General features: G+C 54.6%; 18 protein-coding genes and 1 riboswitch. Of the genes, 14 read left to right on the forward strand and 4 right to left on the reverse strand.

Annotated elements, in window-relative coordinates:
- The first annotated feature begins 491 nt into the window (after positions 1 to 491).
- The gene (gene gpmA, locus NYE29_RS16020) at positions 492 to 1241 is read left to right on the forward strand and encodes a 2,3-diphosphoglycerate-dependent phosphoglycerate mutase (protein WP_038596044.1); all 750 of its coding nucleotides are present in this window, start codon (positions 492 to 494) and stop codon (positions 1239 to 1241) included.
- A gap of 106 nt (positions 1242 to 1347) precedes the next feature.
- On the opposite strand, the gene NYE29_RS16025 is transcribed toward gpmA, so the two are convergent.
- From NYE29_RS16025 to NYE29_RS16035, 3 genes are all read right to left on the reverse strand, one after another.
- The gene (locus NYE29_RS16025) at positions 1348 to 3402 is read right to left on the reverse strand and encodes a methyl-accepting chemotaxis protein (protein ID WP_076112494.1); all 2055 of its coding nucleotides are present in this window, start codon (positions 3400 to 3402) and stop codon (positions 1348 to 1350) included.
- A 191-nt stretch (positions 3403 to 3593) separates the two neighbouring features.
- Positions 3594 to 4385 (reverse strand): archaetidylserine decarboxylase, encoded by a 792-nt coding sequence (gene asd / locus NYE29_RS16030; protein ID WP_076112493.1) that lies wholly within the window; start codon positions 4383 to 4385, stop codon positions 3594 to 3596.
- An 89-nt stretch (positions 4386 to 4474) separates the two neighbouring features.
- Positions 4475 to 5569 (reverse strand): YheC/YheD family endospore coat-associated protein, encoded by a 1095-nt coding sequence (locus NYE29_RS16035; RefSeq protein ID WP_076112492.1) that lies wholly within the window; start codon positions 5567 to 5569, stop codon positions 4475 to 4477.
- A 240-nt stretch (positions 5570 to 5809) separates the two neighbouring features.
- On the opposite strand from NYE29_RS16035, the gene NYE29_RS16040 reads away from it, so the two are divergent.
- The 5 genes from NYE29_RS16040 (at position 5810) to NYE29_RS16060 (ending at position 16052) form a co-directional block, all read left to right on the forward strand.
- Entirely contained in the window at positions 5810 to 12361 is a 6552-nt protein-coding gene (locus NYE29_RS16040; RefSeq protein ID WP_340896744.1) for a WIAG-tail domain, read from the forward strand.
- A 307-nt stretch (positions 12362 to 12668) separates the two neighbouring features.
- The gene (locus tag NYE29_RS16045; RefSeq protein ID WP_340896745.1) at positions 12669 to 13517 is read left to right on the forward strand and encodes a glycosyltransferase family 2 protein; all 849 of its coding nucleotides are present in this window, start codon (positions 12669 to 12671) and stop codon (positions 13515 to 13517) included.
- Positions 13517 to 14539 carry a glycosyltransferase family 2 protein gene (locus tag NYE29_RS16050; RefSeq protein WP_340896746.1) on the forward strand — a complete coding sequence of 341 codons (1023 nt, stop codon included), beginning with the start codon at positions 13517 to 13519 and terminating at the stop codon, positions 14537 to 14539. Before NYE29_RS16045 ends, NYE29_RS16050 begins: the two co-directional genes overlap by 1 nt.
- A complete protein-coding gene (locus tag NYE29_RS16055) occupies positions 14536 to 15273 on the forward strand; it encodes a glycosyltransferase family 2 protein (RefSeq protein WP_076110808.1) in 738 nt (245 codons plus the stop codon). Before NYE29_RS16050 ends, NYE29_RS16055 begins: the two co-directional genes overlap by 4 nt.
- A gap of 47 nt (positions 15274 to 15320) precedes the next feature.
- Entirely contained in the window at positions 15321 to 16052 is a 732-nt protein-coding gene (locus NYE29_RS16060) for a sugar phosphate nucleotidyltransferase (RefSeq protein ID WP_038596028.1), read from the forward strand.
- A gap of 47 nt (positions 16053 to 16099) precedes the next feature.
- Here NYE29_RS16060 and NYE29_RS16065 read toward each other — a convergent pair whose 3' ends face one another.
- Positions 16100 to 16630 carry a GNAT family N-acetyltransferase gene (locus tag NYE29_RS16065; protein ID WP_340896747.1) on the reverse strand — a complete coding sequence of 177 codons (531 nt, stop codon included), beginning with the start codon at positions 16628 to 16630 and terminating at the stop codon, positions 16100 to 16102.
- Positions 16631 to 16848: 218 nt separating this feature from the next.
- Between NYE29_RS16065 and NYE29_RS16070 the strand changes: the two genes are divergently transcribed.
- The 8 genes from NYE29_RS16070 (at position 16849) to NYE29_RS16105 (ending at position 22641) form a co-directional block, all read left to right on the forward strand.
- Positions 16849 to 17136 (forward strand): hypothetical protein, encoded by a 288-nt coding sequence (locus NYE29_RS16070; protein WP_038596026.1) that lies wholly within the window; start codon positions 16849 to 16851, stop codon positions 17134 to 17136.
- A gap of 25 nt (positions 17137 to 17161) precedes the next feature.
- Complete coding sequence (locus NYE29_RS16075) at positions 17162 to 17509, forward strand: restriction endonuclease subunit S (RefSeq protein ID WP_076110805.1); 348 nt, start codon at positions 17162 to 17164, stop codon at positions 17507 to 17509.
- Entirely contained in the window at positions 17506 to 17808 is a 303-nt protein-coding gene (locus NYE29_RS16080; RefSeq protein ID WP_076110804.1) for a hypothetical protein, read from the forward strand. Before NYE29_RS16075 ends, NYE29_RS16080 begins: the two co-directional genes overlap by 4 nt.
- A gap of 4 nt (positions 17809 to 17812) precedes the next feature.
- Complete coding sequence (locus NYE29_RS16085; protein ID WP_340896748.1) at positions 17813 to 18253, forward strand: hypothetical protein; 441 nt, start codon at positions 17813 to 17815, stop codon at positions 18251 to 18253.
- A 208-nt stretch (positions 18254 to 18461) separates the two neighbouring features.
- Positions 18462 to 19001: a GNAT family N-acetyltransferase gene (locus NYE29_RS16090; protein ID WP_340896749.1), complete on the forward strand. Its 540-nt coding sequence runs from the start codon at positions 18462 to 18464 to the stop codon at positions 18999 to 19001.
- Positions 19002 to 19169: 168 nt separating this feature from the next.
- Positions 19170 to 19268: riboswitch (purine riboswitch) on the forward strand.
- Between the two features lie 64 nt (positions 19269 to 19332).
- Positions 19333 to 20670: a 5'-deoxyadenosine deaminase gene (locus tag NYE29_RS16095; protein ID WP_038596015.1), complete on the forward strand. Its 1338-nt coding sequence runs from the start codon at positions 19333 to 19335 to the stop codon at positions 20668 to 20670.
- Between the two features lie 211 nt (positions 20671 to 20881).
- Positions 20882 to 21463 (forward strand): RNA polymerase sigma factor, encoded by a 582-nt coding sequence (locus NYE29_RS16100; RefSeq protein ID WP_306080825.1) that lies wholly within the window; start codon positions 20882 to 20884, stop codon positions 21461 to 21463.
- Positions 21463 to 22641: a hypothetical protein gene (locus NYE29_RS16105; protein WP_076110800.1), complete on the forward strand. Its 1179-nt coding sequence runs from the start codon at positions 21463 to 21465 to the stop codon at positions 22639 to 22641. Before NYE29_RS16100 ends, NYE29_RS16105 begins: the two co-directional genes overlap by 1 nt.
- Positions 22642 to 22667 lie beyond the last annotated feature (26 nt).

The raw sequence follows: 22667 nt of genomic DNA on the forward strand, positions 1-22667 counted from the left end.
GTATGCGAGGATTTACATAGCAGCTTGGAAGGGAGAACATAACTGATGTTTAGAGGACGCAGAATATGCAATAGTGAATGTAAAGGTGGAGGCGCCGGGGTTTTTCGAAACCGCTGGAGACGCTTGAAGCAGAATAACATGGCAGCTACAGACTGTTGGTTCTGACAACAAGGGCAGTATCAAATACAAGCGGAGAACCGGGGCCCTGCGGCGTCCGGTTTTTTGAATGGTCCTTGGTTCATGCTTCACAGACTGGTAATGTAGAAGAAAAGGGTACAGCGGAATCTTTCTGAATAGAAGATACAGAGGGCTGTCTTGCGGTAACTGGGGTGTATTCTTCTATCTATGCAGGGGCATAAGGATAAAGAGGTTTTTGTATGAGCGTACAATTGTTCAGCCCAACCCTGAGAAAGCATCGGTGAGCAGCTGAATTCATATACTGAGCAGCAGAAAAAATGACCAAACCAATGGCTGAAGGAAGGAGAAAGAACATGTATGAAATCGTATTGATACGGCATGGGGAAAGCGAGTACAACCGTCAGAATTTATTCACAGGCTGGAGCGATCCCGATCTGACGGAAAAGGGAATAGAAGAGGCCAAAGCAGCCGGGAAGCTGTTGAAAGAAGCGGGCTACACGTTCGATCTTGCCTTCGCTTCCGTGCTGAAACGTTCGATCAAGACACTTAATTATGTGCTGGAAGAGATGGATCTGCTGTGGATTCCCGTACAGAAATCCTGGAAGCTGAATGAGCGCCATTATGGTGCGCTGCAGGGGCTGAGCAAGAGCGAGACTGCGGTGAAATACGGTGAAGAGCAGCTTCATATCTGGCGGCGCAGCCTGTCGGTCCGTCCGCCGCTGCTGGAGCCGGATGACCCGCGTTATGCCAGAAACGATATCCGCTACAAGGAGGTGCGCTCCGGTGATATCCCGCGCGGCGAGAGCCTGGAGGATACCGTTCACCGCGTCGGCGATTTCTGGGGCAAGCGGATTGTGCCGCTGATCCGCAAGAAAGAGCGGGTGCTGATCTCGGCACATGGCAACACCCTGCGGGCGCTGATCAAATTTATGGAGGACATTGACGAGACAGCGCTGCTCGACCTTAATGTTCCGACCGGTGTTCCGCTGGTCTATAAGCTGGATGATGATGTGAAGCCGATCAGCCGCTTCTATCTCGGCGTGCCCGAAGAGGTGCAGGCCAAAGCCCGTGAGGTGGCTAACCAGAGCAAGGTAACGGAGTAGCGATATTCGGGCGTTGTCTAAACGAAATCATTCATGAAACCCAAAAGCAGCAGGTCCCTGTTACAGAGACCTGCTGCTTTTGCTGCTTTCCGGTGAAGATGTACTGCTATTCCAACTTGAATTTGGAGGCGGCCTCAGCCAGGCCCTTGGTTAACCCGTCAATTGTTTCGACCATATCGGCTAAACGGTGAACCATGGAAGATTGCTCATGCATTGTTGCCGTAACCTCTTCAACCGAGGCCGAAACCTGCTCACCCGATGCAGACAGATTCTGCGTGGATTCCAGCATTTCGTCCTTATCATGCTGCATAAGGGCAATGTCATCAGCCATGCTCTTAATCTGTTCGGTGATATCCGTAATATTCTGGTGAATGGCATGGAAGGCCTGCCGGGTTCTGCCTACATACTCGTCCTGCTGCGCGGAAATATCCTTAATCTGCTGCACGCTCTGATGATTTTCCTGTACGAAAGCCAGATTCTGCCCGATAATCCCGTTGATTTCACTGGACTGGACAGAGCTCTGTTCAGCCAGCTTGCGGATTTCAGTGGCAACTACAGCAAATCCCCGTCCATATTCTCCGGCCCTTGCCGCTTCGATAGAGGCATTCAGTGCAAGCAGATTTGTCTGCTTGGCGATATTGCTGATCGCTCCGGTGATCTGGCCGATACTGCTCGAGCTTTCCTGCAGCTTCAGGGTAATCGCAGAGATTTTCTGCACTTCCTCATCGTTTTGCTCGCTGATATTGGACAGTTCTTCTACAACCTGATTGCTGCTGTGGAAGACTTCAATAATTTCATCGGCCCGCTCTTTGACGGATTGGGCTTTTTCATTCATGGAGACGAATTTCTCGCCGAAGCTGAGGAATTTATCCACAATCGTCTCGGTATCATGCGCCTGCGACTCTATGGCTGTGGCAATTTCTGCAGTGGTTACCGTTGTCTCGCCGATCGATTTGGCTGTCTGCTTGGAGGATTCGTCCAGATCCTTGGTGCTTGAATTAAGCACGGAAATGGAAGTGTTCATATTCGTAATCAGCAATTTGTTCTGCTGAGCCATCGTATTAAAGCTGTCGGCAAGCTCCTTGAATTCACTATTATATTTTCCCGTGGCAGTAACCTGCAGGTCGCCTGAGGCCAGTTGTCTGAACAATTTGCTCAGCTGCACAATCGGCCGTGTGATTGATCTGGATACTATCAGACCTATCGCAGTAACGAGCAGCACGGCCAGTATGGAAATGGCAACAATCTGCTTAAGCATGGACATAATCGGCATTTTGATATCCTCGTAAGAATCAATGACCGATACTACCCAATCGGCATCTGGAATCTTGTTGTACCGGAGATATTCTGTTCCGAGATCACTTTCTCCTGTGAGGATATCGTCTTTCGCCTGCAGGTTAAGCAGAGCTTTGGTACCTTCGGGTTTTAATCCGATTCTTTTCTCATCCTTCGAATTGTACAGCACGATTCCGCTCCGGCTCAGAATTTCAATCTGGCCCTGGCCGTTAATTTGGATTTTTCCTAATTTATCTATAAAAAACTCGGAGCTCATGTTGGATGAATACACGCCGATCACCTTGCCGCTTAAATCTTTAATCGGCCGGGAAAAAGCTATAATCAACTGGCCTGTGCTTTGGGATACTGTGGCATCGCTGATAAAAGCTTCGCCTTTTATGGATTTCTGGAAATATTCCCTGTCTGAGCGTGATTCGCCGACGGTCTCTTTATTGCTTCCGGCAACAATGGTTCCTTTGGCATCAAGGACGACCATGGATTGGCTGCCCCTTGTATTCTTCAGGATTGTGGCAAGCTTCTCATTGGATGCACTGTAATAAGGGTTCTTCCCGGAAAAGAACTCGGTTTCGGACAACGTTCCCTCCTCACGCAGATTCAATAACGCGCGGAACAATTCCTGCGATGAAATCAGATAGGAAGCCTCCTTCTGCAGCTGCACGGCAGTCCATAAGCCTTCTCCGATCCGGTCGGCGTTGGCGGTAATCTCGTCTTTGCTTTTTTTGAGCAGCAGTTCCGAGCCCAAGCTGTACACTGAAACGGATATAGCCAGCACACTGGCGATTACGAGCAGGGTAATCAGCCCGGGAAGCTTGATCCTTAAAGATAAGTTAGTGAATTTGCCAAGCCGGTCTTTCGATTTGTTCATGTAAAAGTTCCCCCTGATGTATGTATGGTCCTACATGTATATCGGAGGGATCATGTTGATAATCAAGAGGAAACATCAGCCAAATGCTTAAAATTTATGATAAATATCAGCTCTATGAAAAAGGATACTCCGGCCCTGTTCAAGGCTTGCGGAGTACCCTTATATGTTCGTTGTTAGGTTAGGATGAAATGTTAAAGATGACGCTGCAAGGTTCCCAGCAGTTCCCCCATCTTGACCTTGGTCTCGCTTGCCAGCCCGGCTCTTGGGGTAAAGGTGCCGCTCTCCAGCAGTAGTACTACGGTTGAGCCGAATTCAAAATAAGCCAGATCATCGCCGATTTGCCATTCCATGGCCTGCTCATCGGTGTAGCGGATGCTGCTGACATTCATTGCGCCTACCTTTACAACCGCTGCTTCCCCATTCGCTCCAGCGATATAAGTAATAAGACGTTCGTTGCGGCTCAGCACACCCTTCATATGTCTCATACCGAATTCATTGACAGGATAAGCCCGGCCGCGGATATGATCACTCTCGACTTTACGCCCGGTGAGAGGCGCGTGAATCCGGTGATAATCCGTAGGGCTCAGATACAGCACGAAGAAAAAGCCTTTCTTGTACAGCTCCAGGTGCGGAGAGTGGTTAAGCAGTTCTTCCAGCTCATAATCCTGTCCTTTTACATTCATAATTGTTCCGGAATGAATCTCACCCATGGCGGTAATCATCGCATCCACCGGACTGGATACGGCGTTGTCCCCGTTTGAGACAGGGCGCATCCCCGGTTTCAAGCGCCGGCTGAAAAATTCGTTAAGCGTACGATATTGTCTGGAATGCTTCTCCGCTTCAGCAGCGGGAATATGATAGGACTTAATAAATACCGGGATCAAAAAACGGCTGAGTCTGCTATGGGAAAAAGCCCCCATCAACCGGGAAAGCCATCTGTGCGAGGACAGTTCCGTCATCAGCCGCAGCAATTGTTTAACCATGAACATCTCCCTTCCATCATGCAGCAACAAGGCCCCATACCCGGGGCCTTATCCGCTCTGAATTATATTGACATAGAATAGGAGACAAATCAATAAGAGTTATACCGGGAGGCGTCTTCGAGCAGGAACCGGGCGTAAGCCATTGGCCTGCGGTAGCTTTCTTTCCAGGTTCCTCTGAGTCCTGCCTTGAGGAATCCATAACGCTGGTCACGGCCATTGCATTCAATGAAGTAAATCCGTCTGTTCCGGGTGATGCCGATATCCAGCCCGATGTCGGCAAGCCCGGGAAGACTGTGCTCAAGCTCGCGTGCGATGGCGAGGCTGAGAGTCTGCACTGTCATTCGAAGGTATGCTGCAGCTTCACCCGGGAAGGCCTGATCCAGCGCATATGAGGCGCTAAGCGCTTCGCCTCCCCGTGCGATATTGGATACGAACCCGCCAGGAGCGGCCAGCTTAGCAAACATGCCGGTCACCTGCCAAGTTCCTCCCCAGCCGCGTTGCACCGTGACCCGGAGATCGAAGGGGCGTCCGCTGATTTCAGCCAGCGGGATACGTTCCTGCACCAGATAGGATTCAGCGGCGAGACGCGCCCGAAGCATCCGTGGCAAAACATCCTGATCCACGAAGGTGCTTACCCACCGGCTAGAACGTGAAGGCAGATAACTCCAGGTCCAGCTCCGTCCGCTGTAGTGAGTAAGACGCATAACCCCTTTACCGATACTGCCGCGGCACGGTTTGAGGATGAGGTCGGGGTAGAGGTCCATCATCTCCTTCAGACCCGGGAGCCCCGCTGTTGTAACCGGCAGATAGCTCTGCAGGTCTTCGTTTTGTTCCAGCAGCCCGTGAATCTGTTCTTTCCCGTAACGGTTGCATGTGTTGTATATCAAAAGGCCCTGCCGGAGCAGCCGCTCGATTCCGCTGCTGTCCTGGCTGTATATTGCCCGGTTATGGATTACACCAGGTGTGGGGATTACGGCTCTGCGATATCCCTGGGACCCCTTGATATAAGCGATGCTGAATCCGGATTCCGTATCTATGTCGGCCAGCTTCAAAAAGCAGGGGGTCAATCCATATGCGGCAGCCGCCTCCTCATAGCTCTCCAGCGACTCCTGTCCCGTTTTTAACCGGGGAACGCCCCGGTGCACAGCGGCATTTAGCAGTATTCCCACGAGCTTTTGCCCCATGTTCGTTCCTCCCGTTATCTTCTGTATTTACGGCTGTAGCCCTTATGCTCTCATTGTATGTTTGTACGTGGCCTTCAGGGTGGACGAATGCGCGGCGGCAGAAGCCCTTTTTCAAAAGATAGACGAAGCCGATTTAGTTGCAGATTGATTATAGGCAGCCTTGCTGCAAATGGTGTCATCCGCCCACTGGACTGCATATGATGCCTAGAAGAAACAACAGATGGAAGGAGGAGACTGCTTGTGAAGAGCTCCAGAAGGAATCAACAACACAGTTCCAAGAAGCGACTCTACTACGTGGATAATCCCAATAAAAAAGAACTGAGTATGCTGGGAAGCAGTCCAAGGGTGCAAGGGGGATTTGAAGTACCCGTCAGCGAAACGGTGGATCCGCCAGACCGGGCCCTGCAGGTTAGTGGTGTGGGCACGGTAGAAGTTGTTGCAGAACCGGCACAACAACCAGCTGTACCTGCCGTACCTGCCGTACCTGCCGTACCTGCCGTACCTGCCGTACCTGCTGCCCCGGATAAAAAATTGCTGGAGGTGCCGGCAGCAGAAGAAACACTCCAGATAGAGGAGGTGGTTGTCCACGCACCCGAGCCCGTTCTGCCTGTTCTGGAAAAAGAGCGCCTGCAGCCCGTATATACCGATGATCTGTGCGATGCGGCCGTTACCGGCCAGAAGATTGCTCCGCGCACCATTGACGGCTCTAAGCTGAAATTCGGGATTATCGGTACTCCCTGGCTGCAGGATTATGCGGTGCAGAGCATCAATATCGCGGACAAGGCGATAACGTCCTCGAAGATAGCCCCCGAATCGATAACTGGTGAGCATCTGGCGGAAGGAAGTGTGAACGGCGGCAAGCTGCTGGATCATTCGATCAGCGGTGAGAAGCTGAAGAACGGAAGCATCGGTCCGGAGAAGCTGGCTGACCGTATTATCGGGGGAGAACAAATTGCCGACCGGTCCATTGCCAGCCGTCACTTGAGCGAGCTGCTGATTACTGCCGACTTGCTGGAAGATGGAGCCATAACCGGCGAGAAAATTCTAAGCAGCACCATCGTCAGCCGACATTTGGCGAACGGAAGCATCGACCGTTCCAAACTGGCTGACGAGGCGGTGTCCGGCGATAAAATCGCCGACGGCGAGATCAGCGGATCCAAACTGGGCGATGCCGTGATTGAGGGCCGCCATCTGAGCGAAGGCGTCATCACGGCGAAACATCTGGCGCCGGGAGCCATCGGGCCTGAGCAGCTTGCCGGCCGTCTTATCGGCAAGGAGCAGCTCCAGTCCGGCAGCATTGACAGCGGACATCTTGCGGATGCCGCAGTAGGCGCGCGGCAGCTGGGAGAGAAGGCTGTACGCAGCCAGCACCTGAGTCCGGAAAGCGTAAATGGCACCCATATCGGCGACGGGGAAATCACCGCCCGTCATTTGGCGGACCGGAGCATTTCTTTTGTGAAGCTGGCGGAAGGTGCAGTTGGGACGGTACAGCTCGTGGAGCAGGCGGTCACCTCCTCCAAAATCGCCGATCAGAGCATCCTGCCGAATAAACTGGCGGATGAAGCGGTCACTACACGGCATATCGCCAAATCCGCAGTACGCGGACCGCAGCTTGCCATGCAGGCCGTGACCTCGCTCCACCTGCAGCGTGAAGCTGTAGATCAGTCCCACTTGGCTAAGGAATCGGTCGGGTCGGAGCAGCTGCAGAGCCAGTCGGTGCTGACGGCTCATCTCGCATCCGGTGCGGTTACCGGAGAACAGCTGGCAAGTGAAGCTGTGGCCGGAGAGCATCTGCGCGCGAAGAGCATTACCGCCGCCAAGCTGGCGGACGGGGGCATTCATGCCGGCAAGCTGGCTGCAGGTGCGGTCACCGGAAACGCAATTGCCCGTGAAGCTGTGAGTGGTGAACATATCGCCTTCTGTACGGTGGAGGAAAAAAATCTGGCCGATGCCAGCGTCAGCGCCCGTGTACTGCAGAACGCCGTAGTGGATTCTGAACATCTGGCGCCGGGCGCCATAGAGCGCAGACATCTTGGTGAGAACAGCGTGACGAATTCGGCTCTGCAGTCCGGCTCGGTCTCGGGCGACAAGCTTGCCTCCGGCGCGGTGAAGGAAGTACATCTCGCCGCAGGTGCGGTGCAGCCGCATCATCTGGCGGATCATGCGGTTACTTCATTGAAGCTATCGCCGGAGAGTGTCTCAACGGATAAGCTCAGTGATCTGGCGGTCACTTCCACCAAGCTGGCTGATGGCAGTGTTACTTCCGCCAAGCTGGCAGCCTTATCCGTGGCTGCGGAGCATTTGACACCAGGGTCGGTTAGCCCCGCGTCGATCAGCGACACGGCTGTCCAAGGCAGACATCTTGCCCCGGGAAGTGTCGGCGGCGCACATATTCGTCCGATGTCTATTGGCAACGGGCACATTATTCCTAGCTCCATCTCATCGATTCAAATCCAGGATGGCAGCATTAGCAGTTCCAAGCTGGTCGAAGGTGCCGTGTCTTCCCTCCATCTGTCTCCAGGCAGTATTGGTACCAGTCATGTGGCGGAGGATTCACTGGAAGGCCGTCATATCAAGCAGGGAGAAATCACCCTGGATCACCTGGCCGGAGAGGTCCGCAGCGCAGAGCTGCTCCCGGACGGCAGCATCGGCGGGGAAAAGCTGGCGGAAGGCTCGATCGGTTCGTTCCAATTGGCTCCGAGCAGTGTATATGGCGGACATCTTGCGGTCGAAGCCGTGGACAGCCGCCACATCCGCCCTCACAGCATCAAGCTGAAGCATCTGGCGGAGGAGACCCTGACCGCTGATCTGCTGCCGGACGGCAGTGTCAGCACCGCGAAGCTGGCGGCCGGAGCGGTAGGTTCGGAGAACCTCCAGGCGGAAAGTGTGAACGGAGAACATCTCGCGGACGGAGCGGTGGAGGAACGCCACTTGAATCCCGAGATCATCAAGCTGGAGCATCTGACAGCAGAGGTCCGCAGCGCTGATCTGCTCCCTGACGGCAGCATCGGCGGGAAAAAGCTGGCGGAAGGCTCGATCGGCTCCTTCCAGTTGGCTTCGAGCAGCGTATATAGCGGACATCTTGCGGTCGAAGCCGTAGATAGCCGCCACATCCGCCCTCACAGCATCAAGCTGAAGCATCTTGCAGAGGAGACCCTGACCTCCGAGCTGCTGCCGGATGGCAGCATCAGTTCCGCGAAGCTGGAAGGCGGAGCGGTAGGTTCGAAGCATCTCCAGCAGGAGAGTGTATTCGGAGAACATCTTGCGGACGGAGTGGTGGAAGAGCGCCATTTGAATCCCGGGATCATCAAGCTGGAGCATCTGGCCGCAGAGGTCCGCAGCGCAGAGCTGCTTCCTGATGGCAGCATCGGCGGGGAAAAGCTGGCGGAAGGCTCGATCGGCTCCTTCCAGCTGGCTCCGGACAGCGTATATGGAGAACATCTTGCGGACGGAGTGGTGGAAGAGCGCCACTTGAACCCAGAGATCATCAAGCTGGAGCATCTGGCCGCAGAGGTCCGCAGCGCAGAGCTGCTGCCGGACGGCAGCATTGGCGGGGAGAAGCTGGCGGAAGATTCCATCGGGTCCTTCCAGCTGGCTCCGGGCAGCGTACATGGAGAACATTTTGCGATCGATGCCGTGGACAGCCGGCACATCCGCCCCGCCAGCATTAAGCTGAAGCATCTGGCTGAGGAGACTCTGACCTCCGACCTGCTGCCGAGCGGCAGCGTCAGCTCCGCGAAGCTGGCAAAGGGAGCGGTGGGTTCGCAGCATCTCCAGCAGGAGAGTGTTCATGGCAGACATCTCGCGGACAGAGTAGTGGAGGATCGCCACTTGAATCCCGAGATCATCAAGCTTGAGCATCTAGCTGCAGAGGTCCGCAGCGCAGAACTGCTGCCGGACGGCAGCATCGGTGGAGAAAAGCTGGCGGCAGGAGTTGTAGGTCCGCAGCATCTCCAGGAGAAGAGCGTGCACGGAGAACATCTCGTGGACGGAGTCGTGGAGCAGCGCCACCTGAATCCCGAGATCATCAAGCTTGAGCATCTGGCCGCAGAGGTCCGCAGTGCAGATCTGCTGCCGGATGGCAGCATCAGCGGGAAAAAGCTGGCGCAAGGCTCCATCGGGTCCTTCCAGCTGGCTTCAGACAGCGTATATGGCGGGCATCTTGCCATGGAAGCCGTGGACAGCTGCCATATCCGCTCTGGCAGCATCAAGCTGAAGCATCTTGCGGAGGACACCCTGACCTCCGATCTGCTGCAGGACGGCAGCATCGGCTCAGCGAAGCTGGCGGCAGGTGCGGTAGGTTCGCAGCAGCTCCAGCAGGAGAGCGTGCACGGAGAACATCTCGCGAACGGAATAGTGGAGAACCGCCACTTGAATTCCGGGATCATCAAGCTTGATCATCTGTCCGCAGAGGTCCGCAGCGCAGATCTGCTGCCGGACGGCAGCGTTGGCGGGAAAAAGCTGGCGCAAGGCTCGATCGGCTCCTTCCAGCTGGCTCCAGGCAGTGTATACGGCGGACATCTTGCGAGCGAAGCCGTGGACGGCCGGCACATCCGCCCCGGCAGCATCAAACTGAAGCATCTTGCGGAGGAGTCCTTGACCTCCGATCTGCTGCCGGATGGCAGCATCGGCTCCGCAAAGCTGGCAGCCGGAGCGATAGGTTCGCCGCATCTCCAGCAGGAGAGTGTGAACGGAGAACATCTCGCGGACGGAGTGGTGGAGGAACGCCACTTGAATCCCGAGATTATCAAGCTCGCGCATCTGGCTGCAGAGGTCCGCAGTGCTGAACTGCTCCCTGACGGCAGCATCGGCTCCACGAAGCTGGCAGCCGGAGCGATAGGTTCGCTGCATCTCCAGCAGGAGAGTGTGAACGGAGGACATCTCGCGGACGGAGCAGTGGAGGAACGCCACTTGAATCCCGAGATTATCAAGCTGGAGCATCTGACAGCAGAGGTCCGCAGCGCTGAACTGCTCCCTGACGGCAGCATCGGCTCTACGAAGCTCGCAGCCGGAGCGATAGGCACGCCGCATCTCCAACAGGAGAGTGTGAACGGAGGACATCTCGCGGACGGAGTGGTGGAGGAACGCCACTTGAATCCCGGGATTATCAAGCTGGAGCATCTGTCCGCAGAGGTCCGCAGCGCTGATCTGCTGCCGGACGGCAGCATCGGCTCCGCGAAGCTGGCAGCCGGAACGGTAGGTTCACAGCATCTTCAGCAGGAGAGTGTGAACGGAGGACATCTCGCGGACGGAGTGGTGGAGGAACGCCACTTGAATCCCGGGATTATCAAGCTGGAGCATCTGTCCGCAGAGGTCTGCAGCGCAGACCTGCTCCCTGACGGCAGCATCGGCTCCGCGAAGCTGGCAGCCGGAGCAGTAGGTTCGCCGCATCTCCAGCAGGAGAGTGTGAACGGAGGACATCTCGCGGACGGAGTGGTGGAGGAACGCCACTTGAATCCCGGGATTATCAAGCTGGAGCATCTGTCCGCAGAGGTCTGCAGCGCAGACCTGCTCCCTGACGGCAGCATCGGCTCCGCGAAGCTGGCAGCCGGAGCAGTAGGTTCACAGCATCTGCAGCAGGAGAGTGTGAACGGAGGACATCTCGCGGATGGAGTGGTGGAGGAACGCCACCTGAATCCCGGGATTATCAAGCTGGAGCATCTGTCCGCAGAGGCCCGCAGCGCAGACCTGCTCCCTGACGGCAGCATCGGCGGGAAGAAGCTGGCGCAAGGCTCCGTCGGCTCCTTCCAGCTGGCTCCGGGCAGTGTATACGGCGGACATCTTGCGGTCGAAGCCGTAGACGGCCGGCACATCCAGTCTGGAAGCATTACGCTGAAGCATCTGGCGAAGGAGACCCTGACCTCCGATCTGCTGCCGGACGGCAGCGTCAGCTCTGCGAAGCTGGCAGCCGGAACGGTAGGTTCACAGCATCTTCAGCAGGAGAGTGTGTATGGTGAACATCTTGCAGACGGAGTAGTGGAGGAACGCCACCTGCTTCCCGAGATCATCAAGCTCGAGCATCTCGCCCCAGAGGTCCGCAGCGCAGAGCTGCTGTCTGACGGCAGCGTCAGCTCCGCGAAGCTGGCGGCTGGAGCGGTAGGTTCACAGCATCTCCAGCAGGAGAGCGTGTACGGCGAACATCTCGCAGACGGAGTATTGGAGGAGCGTCACCTGCTTCCCGAGACCATCAAGCTTGAGCATCTGGCCCCAGAGGTCCGCAGCGCTGAACTGCTCCCTGACGGCAGCATTACCGGAGCGAAACTGGCTTCAGGCAGTGTTGGTGCCGAGCAGCTCGCAGAGAGTGCGGTTGGAACTGACGGACTCCAGGATGAAGCAGTGGATGCAGCCAAAATTGCTTCCTTCGCCGTTCAATCCCGCCATCTGGAGGAAGAAAGTGTGCAGGGCTACCATATTGCTCCCGGCGCGGTATCCGGTGACCATCTGGCCCGCGGCGCGGTGGGTGCGGAGCATCTCTCCTTCAGTCCGGTGCAGAGCGCCGGAAACCGGGAGGTACTCCAGCAGTTCGGAATGACGGCGTTCATGTTCAATGGTGACGCAGAGAGTGTGGAGGTCACTGTATCCTTTGACGAAAGCTTTGGCCATACCGGCTATGTGCTTGTGGCCATGACGAACCAGCCGTTCTTTCACGCCTCGCTTAAAACGAGAGCCGGCGGAGAGGCTGTAATCCTGGTGAACCGCCTGCGTGAAACCCAGCATTTCTATGGAGTGTTATCCTGGATTGCACTCGGCTCGCCTCCGGCAAAGCCGCCAGAAAACCGGGTATTCGATTAAATACAGAGCCGCTGAAAAAGCGGATAAGAGCGCAGCCGCCGGCTGCGCTCTTGTTCAAATATAAAAATTTATATGCTTCACGCTATAAATTATCCTTCTATTTCTCGCTGAAACGGATACCGTCCTTTTAAGGACGGTATCCGTTTCCACTTGTGTTTATCGCCCGAAAAAGTTGGTTGAATGCGGGATGGATGGCATCTGTCCAAATTTGTGTGTGAAGGGAGACACCCGCCGTTACCCGGAGAAGCGGATTACATAGACTGTGATGTAACCCTAAGCCCGGCAGTATGCCCTGCAAGGAAGGTGGATGAGCTTGAGGCATAAACGAACATCTGCCCGCCGCACGGGGCGGCGGGCAGCTCGACCAGCGCGGCGGAACTCCCGGCCAGTGCGGCCCGTAGCTGTACGTCCTGCACAGAATCATCCCGAGCCTTACGTGTCTGTTATTATTCCGGCTATGAATGAGGCCAGGACGATTGCCGGTGTGATTGCCGGAGCCAGGGGTGTTCATCCGCGCTGTGAGGTTATTGTGATTGTTAATGGCTCTGCCGATAAAACGGCGGAAATAGCGAAATCTATGGGTGCCCATGTCATCTCTTTCGAGCAGCCGCTTGGACACGATGTTGGCCGAAGTGTCGGAGCGGATGCGGCCAAAGGGGAGGTCCTGCTGTTTACAGATGGGGATCTTGTCATTCCCGCCGCGCAGCTGCGTCCATTCGTAAGTGCAATCCGCGGCGGGACGGATGTAGCGCTTAATGATTATTCCGGGCCGGTCCGCAGCAGGGTTCCGCATCCTGTGGTGCTCTCCAAGTATGCACTGAACATTATGCTCGGACGTTCCGACCTGAAGGGGTATTCACTGACGGCGGTTCCCCATGCGCTCAGCCGCAAGGCGCTTAATGTGCTGGGGAGCGGTCTATTGTCAAGGCCGCCGCTGGCTTATGCCCGCGCATTGCTGGAAGGCTTGAATGTAAGGGAAGTGCATAAAGTGCCTGTTGGCAAACTGAATGCTGTCCGCCGCAAGCGCGGCGGAAGGGACCCCTTGCAGGAGATTATTCTCAGGGATCACCTCGATGCTGTGTCTATGCTGCTTGAGCTCAAGGGGGAGAGGGCGGGATTCAGCGACGGCACCCGGCGAAGGGAGATGGTGAGGTAATGGCTATTGGCTATAAGGCCGTATTACGTTCGAAACGGAGAAGAACGTTTTCCGCCGGCACGTCTCCCCGCCGGAGCGGAGCAGGTATTCCGGGCATCAGGAAGTCTGCATCTAATAAAAGAGGAGCAGATTCAATAGCGGCTGGCAGCTCCTCTGAACGGCTTACGGGAGCGGGATTATCCGCAGCCCGCGGCTCTGCTGTCCGGCGCACGGCGGCAGAAGCATCCGCTGCCGGGAAACCGCAGCGGATGCTTCCGAAATTGCGCGGCTTGCTGTCCGTCATCATCTCGGCAAGAGATGAGGCGCGTACCTTGCCCGGTCTCCTGGAGCAGGTGGAGCTTCTGGAGCCGGCGGAGATCATCGTGGTACTGAACGGCTGCAGCGACAACAGCTTTCAGCAATCCAGAATGTGTAAACGGGCAACGGTTGTGCATTGCCCCCAATCGGCCGGTCATGATGTGGGGCGTGCGCTTGGCGCCAAGCTCAGCCGGGGGAATATTCTGCTCTTTCTGGATGGAGACATGAGCATTCCAGCCCGGCAGCTGGCCCTTTTTGCAGCAGCTGTAGACAGCGGAATTGATGTTGCGCTTAATGATCTGGATGGCCTGCTGCCGCCATTTGGCGCAAGTGATGATGTCACCCGCTGCAAGCTGTATTTAAACGGGGTTCTAGGCCGGAGTGATCTCGGGGTGAGCTCCATGACCGCTGTTCCCCATGCCTTGTCCCGCCGTGCACTGGAAACCATCGGTTACCGTGAACTGATGGTTCCCCCGAAAGCGCAAGCCCTCTCCATTCTGAATCGGCTGCGGGTGGAGAAGGCCGGAACGGTTGATGTCATCAAGCATAACCGGCTGCGCCAAGGGAATACGGGAACCGGCAACGCGGTGGAACAACTGATTATCGGCGATCATGCGGAAGCGCTGCAGGCGGTTATTGCGCACAGGGAAGCGAGCGGAGTGCTCTCCGGCGAGCGCCTGCAGGAGCAGCGCCGGCAAATGGCTGCCTGGAGGAACCGGTTATGACAATGACCAGTATCATTATTCCGACATATAACGGACTTGAACTGCTGCGGACCTGTGTGGAAGCCATCCGGGCCTATACCGAAACGCCGTATGAAATCATTGTGATCGACAACGCTTCGAAGGATGGTACCGACACGTACTGCCGGACAAATAATCTAACCTTTATCTCCCTGCCTGAGAACCGCGGGTTTCCCGTTGCCTGCAATATGGGGATGCAACTCGCTTCAGGCGATGAGCTGCTGCTGTTGAATAATGATGTTGTCGTCTCGCAGGGCTGGCTAAGGAACCTTAAGGCAGCACTATACAGCGCACCGGAAGTTGGTATTGCCGGTCCCGTGACCAACTATGCCAGCGGCCAGCAGCAGGTCAAGACTGCATACAGTGATATACCGGGTTTTCATGCGGAGGCCCGGCAGGCCAACCTCCAAGATCCCTCGAAATGGATAGAGACGAGACGGTTGGTGGGCCTGTGCTTTTTGTTCAAACGAGAGCTGATGGACACTGTTGGACTGCTGGATGAACGGTATTCACCTGGACATTATGAGGATGATGATTACTGCTTCCGCGCCCGGCTGCGTGGCTACCGGCTGCTGATTGCCGGGGATTGCCTGGTGCATCATGAAGGAAGCGCGAGCTTCAAGGAGGTATACTCCTCTGCACTTAAGGAGCTTGTGGAGCGAAACCGCAGGATTTTTATAGATAAATGGCATATGGATCCGGCACAGTTCTTCTGAAATGTTGACCCGAAGACTAAAGACACAGATAAAGAGGAGGAAAGTAAGTGAAAGGAGTCATATTGGCGGGCGGAAAAGGAACAAGACTCTATCCGCTGACCCGGCTTATGAACAAACATTTGCTTCCGGTCGGCAAATATCCTATGGTGTGTTACGGTATAGACCGGTTGCGCCGGGGGGGTATAACCGATATTCTCCTGGTCATCAGCAAGCAGTCTGCGGGGCAGTATACCGATTTTTTGGGCAGCGGTGCGGAATTTGGCGTATCTCTGACTTACAAAATTCAGGAAGCCGCAGGAGGTATCGCGGAAGCGCTGGAGCTGGCGGAGGGATTTATTCTTCCTGGCGAAAGGTTTATCGTGCTGCTGGGTGACAATCTTTTTATGGATGATCTGACGCCTTATGTGCAGAGCTATCTTCAGCAGCCCGAAGGCACGGCGAAAGTGCTGCTGAAGCCGGTGGAGGATGCGCGGAGATACGGCGTTCCGGTGTTTGACGGCGAGGATTCAACATTGATTGCGTACATCGAAGAGAAGCCGGAGATCCCGAAGACCAACTATTGTGTAACCGGCATTTATATGTACGATGAGGCCGTGTTCGATATTATCCGCCGCGTGTCCCCTTCCCAAAGGGGGGAGCTGGAAATTACCGATGTGAACAACATTTACGCTGCCGACCGCATGCTCAGCTATGATGTGCTTAAGGAATGGTGGAGTGATGCGGGAACATTCCAGTCACTGCGTGAAGCGGGTGAGAAGCTGAAAGACACGCTGCCTTAAGGGCGGCGTGTTTTTCATTGTACAAGAAATGAGAGTTTCGTTGCAGATTATTGTATGGAGGATACAGTGTTAGCCGGCCGTGCAATTCTCCACCAGAACAAATCACCCGTGTCACGGTACATATGCGCGCCCAGATGCTCCAGGACTTTGTGAGAAGCCCAATTATCCTTTTCCGTATCAGCAATAATCCATTGCGCCCTGGGATCGCTGAAGATCCATTCGCTGATAGTCCGCACTGCCTCTGTAGCATAGCCTTTTCCCCAATGCCATTCGTCAATGCAGTAGCCTATAATGACCTCCCCTTGTTCATTCGGACAGCCTTTCAGGATGATATACCCGATAATCTGCTGGTGCCTGCGCTGAATAATGGCCCAGTTGGTCAGCCAGAGGTAATTTTCCTCATCCTGCTGCACTCTGGAATGCCTGATCCGCATAGCATACTGCATTTCCTCATCCAAGGAGGCGCCGCCAGCGTTCATGCCAAGAGCGTGCTTCAGCCCGGCATAATTCTCTGTGGCGAGCGAGAGCTCCGCTGCGGTTAAAGGCTGCAAATCCAGACGGTTGCCTGCCAGTTTCATACATTACCTCCAATCCGGTCAGGAACTGATTCCTAATCTATGTATGGTAAAAAATTCAATTTCATCCTCAGAATAATCTGACTTTCCGCAGTTGTCAATCTCCGCCTATTCTCAGCAAAAGTCTTCTGGCCCCCCGCAAAGTTACACCGGTTCTCCGCACCGTCAAGGCGCTTGCCGCATATGCTGTAGCAGGGCGTTTGAGCAAAGGAGACATGAAGGTGCAGAATAAAATAACAAAAGTGCTGCAGCACATGGCCCATACGCACGAACAGATGGCGCGGATTCTTGACGCCGAACGCCACGTTGCCGTCCGTATGTCGCAAATAGTCCATGATCTGCCGGATGCGGAGCCTGATTTTGGCGGATTCAGCGGGCTGGTAGAAAGCCACGGTCAGGTTAACAAGAATATTATTGCTTACTTGAACGCGATAGCCGATCTGGAAGAAGCGATGGCTGAAGGGGTAGGCAGAGTCATCAAGGAATTAAACGGTCAGGAAGAAGAGTAGCGATTAAAAGAGCAGGAGGCGGAAGATGAGCAGAGAAAAGGCTTATCTGCAAATGCTGGAGTCGACCGCTACTATCCAGTGGAACATCGCGATGATTCTTGAAGCCAAAGCGGTGGAAGCGGAAAAGGTGAAGCAGTGGACGCAGCATCATATCCACGCTAGAGCGTTCGATACCCATGAAGAGCAGTTGAAGCAATCCCTCTCCATTCATGAAGTGATCGTGGAAATGGTGGAAGGGCTGACGAAATTGGAGAATGGGCTGTACAGCAATTTAAAGGCAGTGCTGGGCAGCGGTGAGGAAGAAGGCGGCGGCGGCGAGGGCTTTGGCGGCATGTCCGGTGAAGGCTTTAATTTCGGGGACGACGACAAATGAGCGGCGGGCTTCTCTCCGAACACGCCGTCAAGCTGGAGATGATCCGCTCCATTGCCCGCAGCCAGGCCGCACTCGCCGCGATCTTGGAGAGCATCGCCGAAATAACGGGGCAATCGGAGCTGACAGCCCGCAAGCTAAGCGACAATATCAGAATCCTAAGCCAGTACCAAAGCGCCATGTGCCGGATGATGTCCGGCATTTCGCTGCATCAGCCCAAACGGGGAATTCCTGCTGCGCCATGGCTGAGCAAGACATGTGCAGGAGGAACCTCAAGAGTGCATGGAGTACAGGAGGAGTAGAAGAATGAAGAGGAAGAAAGCTATCAAGCGTTCAGGCAGGGGAACCCGCAGACGAACATTGTTGCTATCCCGGAAGGCCAGGATCGGCAGAGGCCGCAGCCGCAAAGTTCGTTATGGCAGAGCCCCAAAAGGTCTGTTGGTGCGCAAGAAGAGAAGACAACGCCGCCGGATTGTGCAGAAAATCCAGGTAGTGCATCCGTCTGTGCAGCCGATAGTTCAGCCGGTAGTGCAGCCGCCAGTGCATATGGTACCCGTGCAGGTGGTCCCAGTGGTTGAAGCTCCTCCGGCGCCTCAGGTAGTACAGCTCCCCCCGGATCTTGGCGTCCCTCCGGAAACGCCGCCGGGAGACGCCTTTCAGCAGGGCTACACCGAAGCATACAACGTGGGGTTCGACGCCGGTTTCGCCAAGGGCTTCGAGGACGGGCATAAGCTGGAGCTGGGCTGAGACATCCAAGGCCAAAGGGTAAGGGGCCAATTAGAGGGCTGGTGAAGGTTAAACCGCCGCTACTCCTCTATAGGCCGCTTCCCTCTGATCCGCCCGCTCTGGAGCAGTTGGAAAGCTCTGGTCTATTGATTGTACTTCCGGTTATGGTAGACTTTCTTTACAGAATCCTTGCCGGATTCAAATGTCGATAGAAAAGTGGAGGGTACACATGAGCGGTAATAAGATTCGGAAGGCGCTGAGAGAAGAAATCGGGGAGATTATGGAGCTGATTGCCAAATGTGTACAGGTTATGCAGGCCGGCGGTAGCGACCAATGGAATGAGAGCTACCCTAACCGGGAAGTTATCGGTCTCGATATCGAGTGCGGCACACTGTATGTCTATATCGACAATGAAGCCATTGCAGGTATTATTGTATTGGACGAGAATCAGGCGGAGCAGTACGGGGAGATTCGCTGGTCGCAGGAGCAGGGACGGCATTTAATCATGCATCGCCTGGCTGTTCATCCGGAGGTGCAGGGCAAGGGCATCGCGCGGAAGCTGACCGCTTTTGCCGAGGAGTATGCTGTGAACTGCGGATACAGCAGCATCCGGCTGGATACATATATGAAGAATACCATAGCGCTTAGCTTATATCCCAGACTTGGCTATGAGCGCAGGGGTGAAGTCTCGTTCCCCGGCCGTACAGCGAATTTCCCGGTATTTGAGAAGGTGCTGGAAGGCGCGGCGAAACTGGACGGACAAGCTTAAGGAACATTCCCTTCAAAAATGAACTTTATGTAATATTAGTTAACATTAAAATCGTTGAATTGACCTTTTTGGGATCTTTTCATCAGAATTTAAAGGGTTACTGCATTTATATGTAACTTTAGTTGACAATAAACCTATCCTTACTTTATGATGGGACTATTCAGAAAACAATTGAATAGTCTTTTCTTTCGTATATCCTTAATAATTGGTTTAAGGGTCTCTACCGGGAACCGTAAATTTCTGGCTACGAAAATATGCTGCGGCATATTTTTGTGGCCTTTTTGTGTTATCTGCAGCAGCTAACTGTTATCTGACAAGGGGGAATCGGATCATGGCGAACATACTGATCAAACATGCGGAGATTATTACGATGAACAAGCAGGAGGAGATTCTTTACGGGGACATCCGCATTAAGGACAGCCTGATTGTGGAAATCGGCAGCGGGCTGCAGCCGCAGGACGGTGAACGGGTCATTGACGCGAAGAACCGTACGGTCATTCCCGGTTTTGTACAGACGCATATTCATCTATGCCAGACGCTCTTCCGCGGCAAAGCCGATGATCTGGAGCTGATGGATTGGCTGCGCAAGCGGATCTGGCCGCTGGAAGCGGCGCATGATGAGGAATCACTCTATTACTCCGCCATGCTGGGCATAGGGGAGTTGATTTCCAGCGGCACAACGACCATTGTGGATATGGAAACGGTGAACCATACGGATTATGCTTTCCAGGCCATAGCCAAGAGCGGCATACGCGCCCTGTCCGGCAAGGTGATGATGGATCAGAAGAATGACGAGGTTCCGGCAGCCCTGCAGGAGGAGACGGCTGCCTCTCTTCAGGAGAGCGTGGATTTGCTGGAGAAATGGCATGGCTATGGCGGGGGCCGGATCCAGTACGCCTTCTCGCCGCGTTTTGTCATCTCCTGCACGGAGCCGCTGCTGAAGGAAGTACGGGATCTGTCGGCCCGCTATGGAGTTAAGGTGCATACCCATGCTTCGGAAAATTTGGGGGAGATCGAGATTGTCCAGGCGATGACCGGCATGCGCAATGTCGTCTACCTTGATCATTTGGGGCTGGCGAATGATCGCTTGATTCTCGCGCATTGTGTATGGCTGGATGACGAGGAGAAAAAGATTTTGCGGGACCGCGGGGTACATGTCAGCCACTGTCCGGGCTCCAATCTGAAGCTGGCTTCCGGGATCGCCGATACACCGGGGATGCTGGAGACCCACATCCATCTCAGTCTCGGTGCGGACGGTGCGCCCTGCAACAACAACCTGGATATGTTCAATGAGATGCGGCTCGCTGCAATCATCCAGAAACCGCAGCATGGGCCGACCACGATGGATGCAAGAAGTGTCTTCCGGATGGCGACCATCGGCGGGGCCAAGGCGGTAGGCATGGAAGACAAGATCGGCAGCATCGAGGTAGGCAAAAAAGCCGATCTGGCGATTCTCAACCTCTACAACTTTCATACCTTCCCCTCCTTTGATGTAGATCCGATTTCCCGTATTGTCTATTCCGCCACCCGGGCAGATGTGGAGACGACAATCATCGACGGTGAAATCGTGATGGATCATGGTCTGTTGAAGACGGTAGATAAGGAGGTTGTGCTGCATGAGGCCAACCGTTCTATTCAAAGACTGCTGGCGCACTCTCCGCTGGGCTGACACATTGACCGTTTGAATCGGCAAACGTTATAATTTATGGAAGAATGTTCAATAATTTGAGAATCGGCACTTATTTCAATGTTTGATCAACCCTATCATTTGGCGGGAGGCTGCGGCCTTCCGTTTTTTTTTTTTTTTTTTTTGCTGTATCCATAAAGAAATTTTGCCAAACGGGAACCCGTTAGCTGGCAGTGAGGTCATATGTAGTGAGGTGAATGTATTGGAACTCGATAATCTTAAAGCAGCAGAAACAATGGATGAAGAACAGCTGAGGCGAATCATGAGCCTGTATGGCGAGGATATTTGGCATTATATCTATTATCTCACCGGCAATTCCGAACAGGCGGATGATCTGGCGCAGGAGGTATTCGTCAAATGCTATTACCGGATCGGGACCTACCGGGGAACTTCCTCACTGAAGGCGTGGCTGCTCACGATTGCGCGTAATACGGTGTTTTCCTACCGCAAATCACGTTTCTTCCGATCAGGCCTGTGGGGCGGAGTTCAAACCCTGAGTCCTTCCGGCTCCGGCAATGAAGGGTTCGTGCTGGAACAGACCGGCATTACCCGTTCGGCGGAGATGGAGTATCTCGGCAACCGCCATATCGACGACATTTGGAGCATTATTATGAAGCTGCCGGATAAATTCCGTGAAGTGCTGGTGCTCGATTTAAGAGCGGAGCTGTCGGTAAAAGAAATTGCCGAGCTGACCCGGTTATCTCCGGGAACCGTCAAATCCAGACTGCACCGTGCGCGGCGTAAAGTCCAGGAAAGTATAAGGGGGTTGGAGTGATGCGGGAACGGGAGCCTGAGTGGTATGAACGGGCTAGAAAAGGGCCATTCGAAGAGGCGAAATTTACGGATGTGCATGCCGGTAAGGTTATGCGCCGGGTGAAGGAAGGCGAGCCGCACCAGGAACGGAAAGGATTTAAATTCCGTGCGGGCATAGCCGCTGCCGGAGTCCTGCTGCTTGTGGGAGCAGGGGTGTTTTACCTGGGAACCGGACCTTTTGGCGAAGGAAACACCGCCGGTCCTTCCTATCAGCATGAAGAAACCGCTGACGTTACGGAGGCCGGGATGATCAAGACGGCAGAGAAGACGATGCAGGAGCAGCTTGGCAAGAAGCTGCCCTTCGAGAGCATAGAGCCGCAGGTAGGAGCAGATCAGGTCCGCATTATTTTTAAGGACGGCGACTATTACGCCAATATCTGGGTCAGCACGGAGACAGGGCAAGTGATGATGTACAGTATGAGCGCTATATTTGCTGCTGAAGAAATTGATGACGATATGCTGGGCAAGGCCAAGGAGAAGCTGCGGGAACTGGGTTATAAGGGCGAGTTCAAAGCGGATGGGTTGACACGGTTTGTGGATTACGGGCGTGTCCCTAATCAGGCTGCGCAGTTGAGCGAGAACCTGTTCTCAGAAGAGGCGCAGATTGGTTATGTGAACGGGAAATATGTCGGGGCTTACTTCGAGGTGGGTCAGGAGGAGATAGGGGAAGACTTGAAGCAGACCGGGCTGAATGCGATGAGCAAATTAAGAAGCGGCACGGTTAAGCTGAATAAAGCAGCCCGCAACACGGGATGGGGAATGGATGGGGAAATCACTTTGTTTTATGGACCGGATGCATCCGCATCTTCGTTTGTAACGATGAATTATGTTACTCATGCGGTCCTGAAGGTTTCCGATCCGTCTCTAGCCCCGGCTAATCCGAATAGCCCGGAGCAGCGTGCCGAGCAGGAACAGAAGCTGCTGGACATGGAGAATGCCAAGCTGCAGAGCGCGGCGGCAGCTGTTGCAGATGGAATATTCGGCATTCGGCTGGAGGACTACACGCTGGTCAAGAATCAGCAAGATCCTGGAAGCATTACCTTTGAGAGCGGGGGAACGGCACCGGCAATCGAGGCCACCTATAATCTTGAAGGGGTCATTTACGGATTAGGTATATGGCGTGAAGCGACTCCATATTAAGGGGGGGGTTGTTAATGTATTTTAAG

This window comes from Paenibacillus sp. FSL M7-1046 (assembly GCF_038007405.1).
Classification (GTDB): Bacteria; Bacillota; Bacilli; order Paenibacillales; family Paenibacillaceae; genus Paenibacillus_AQ.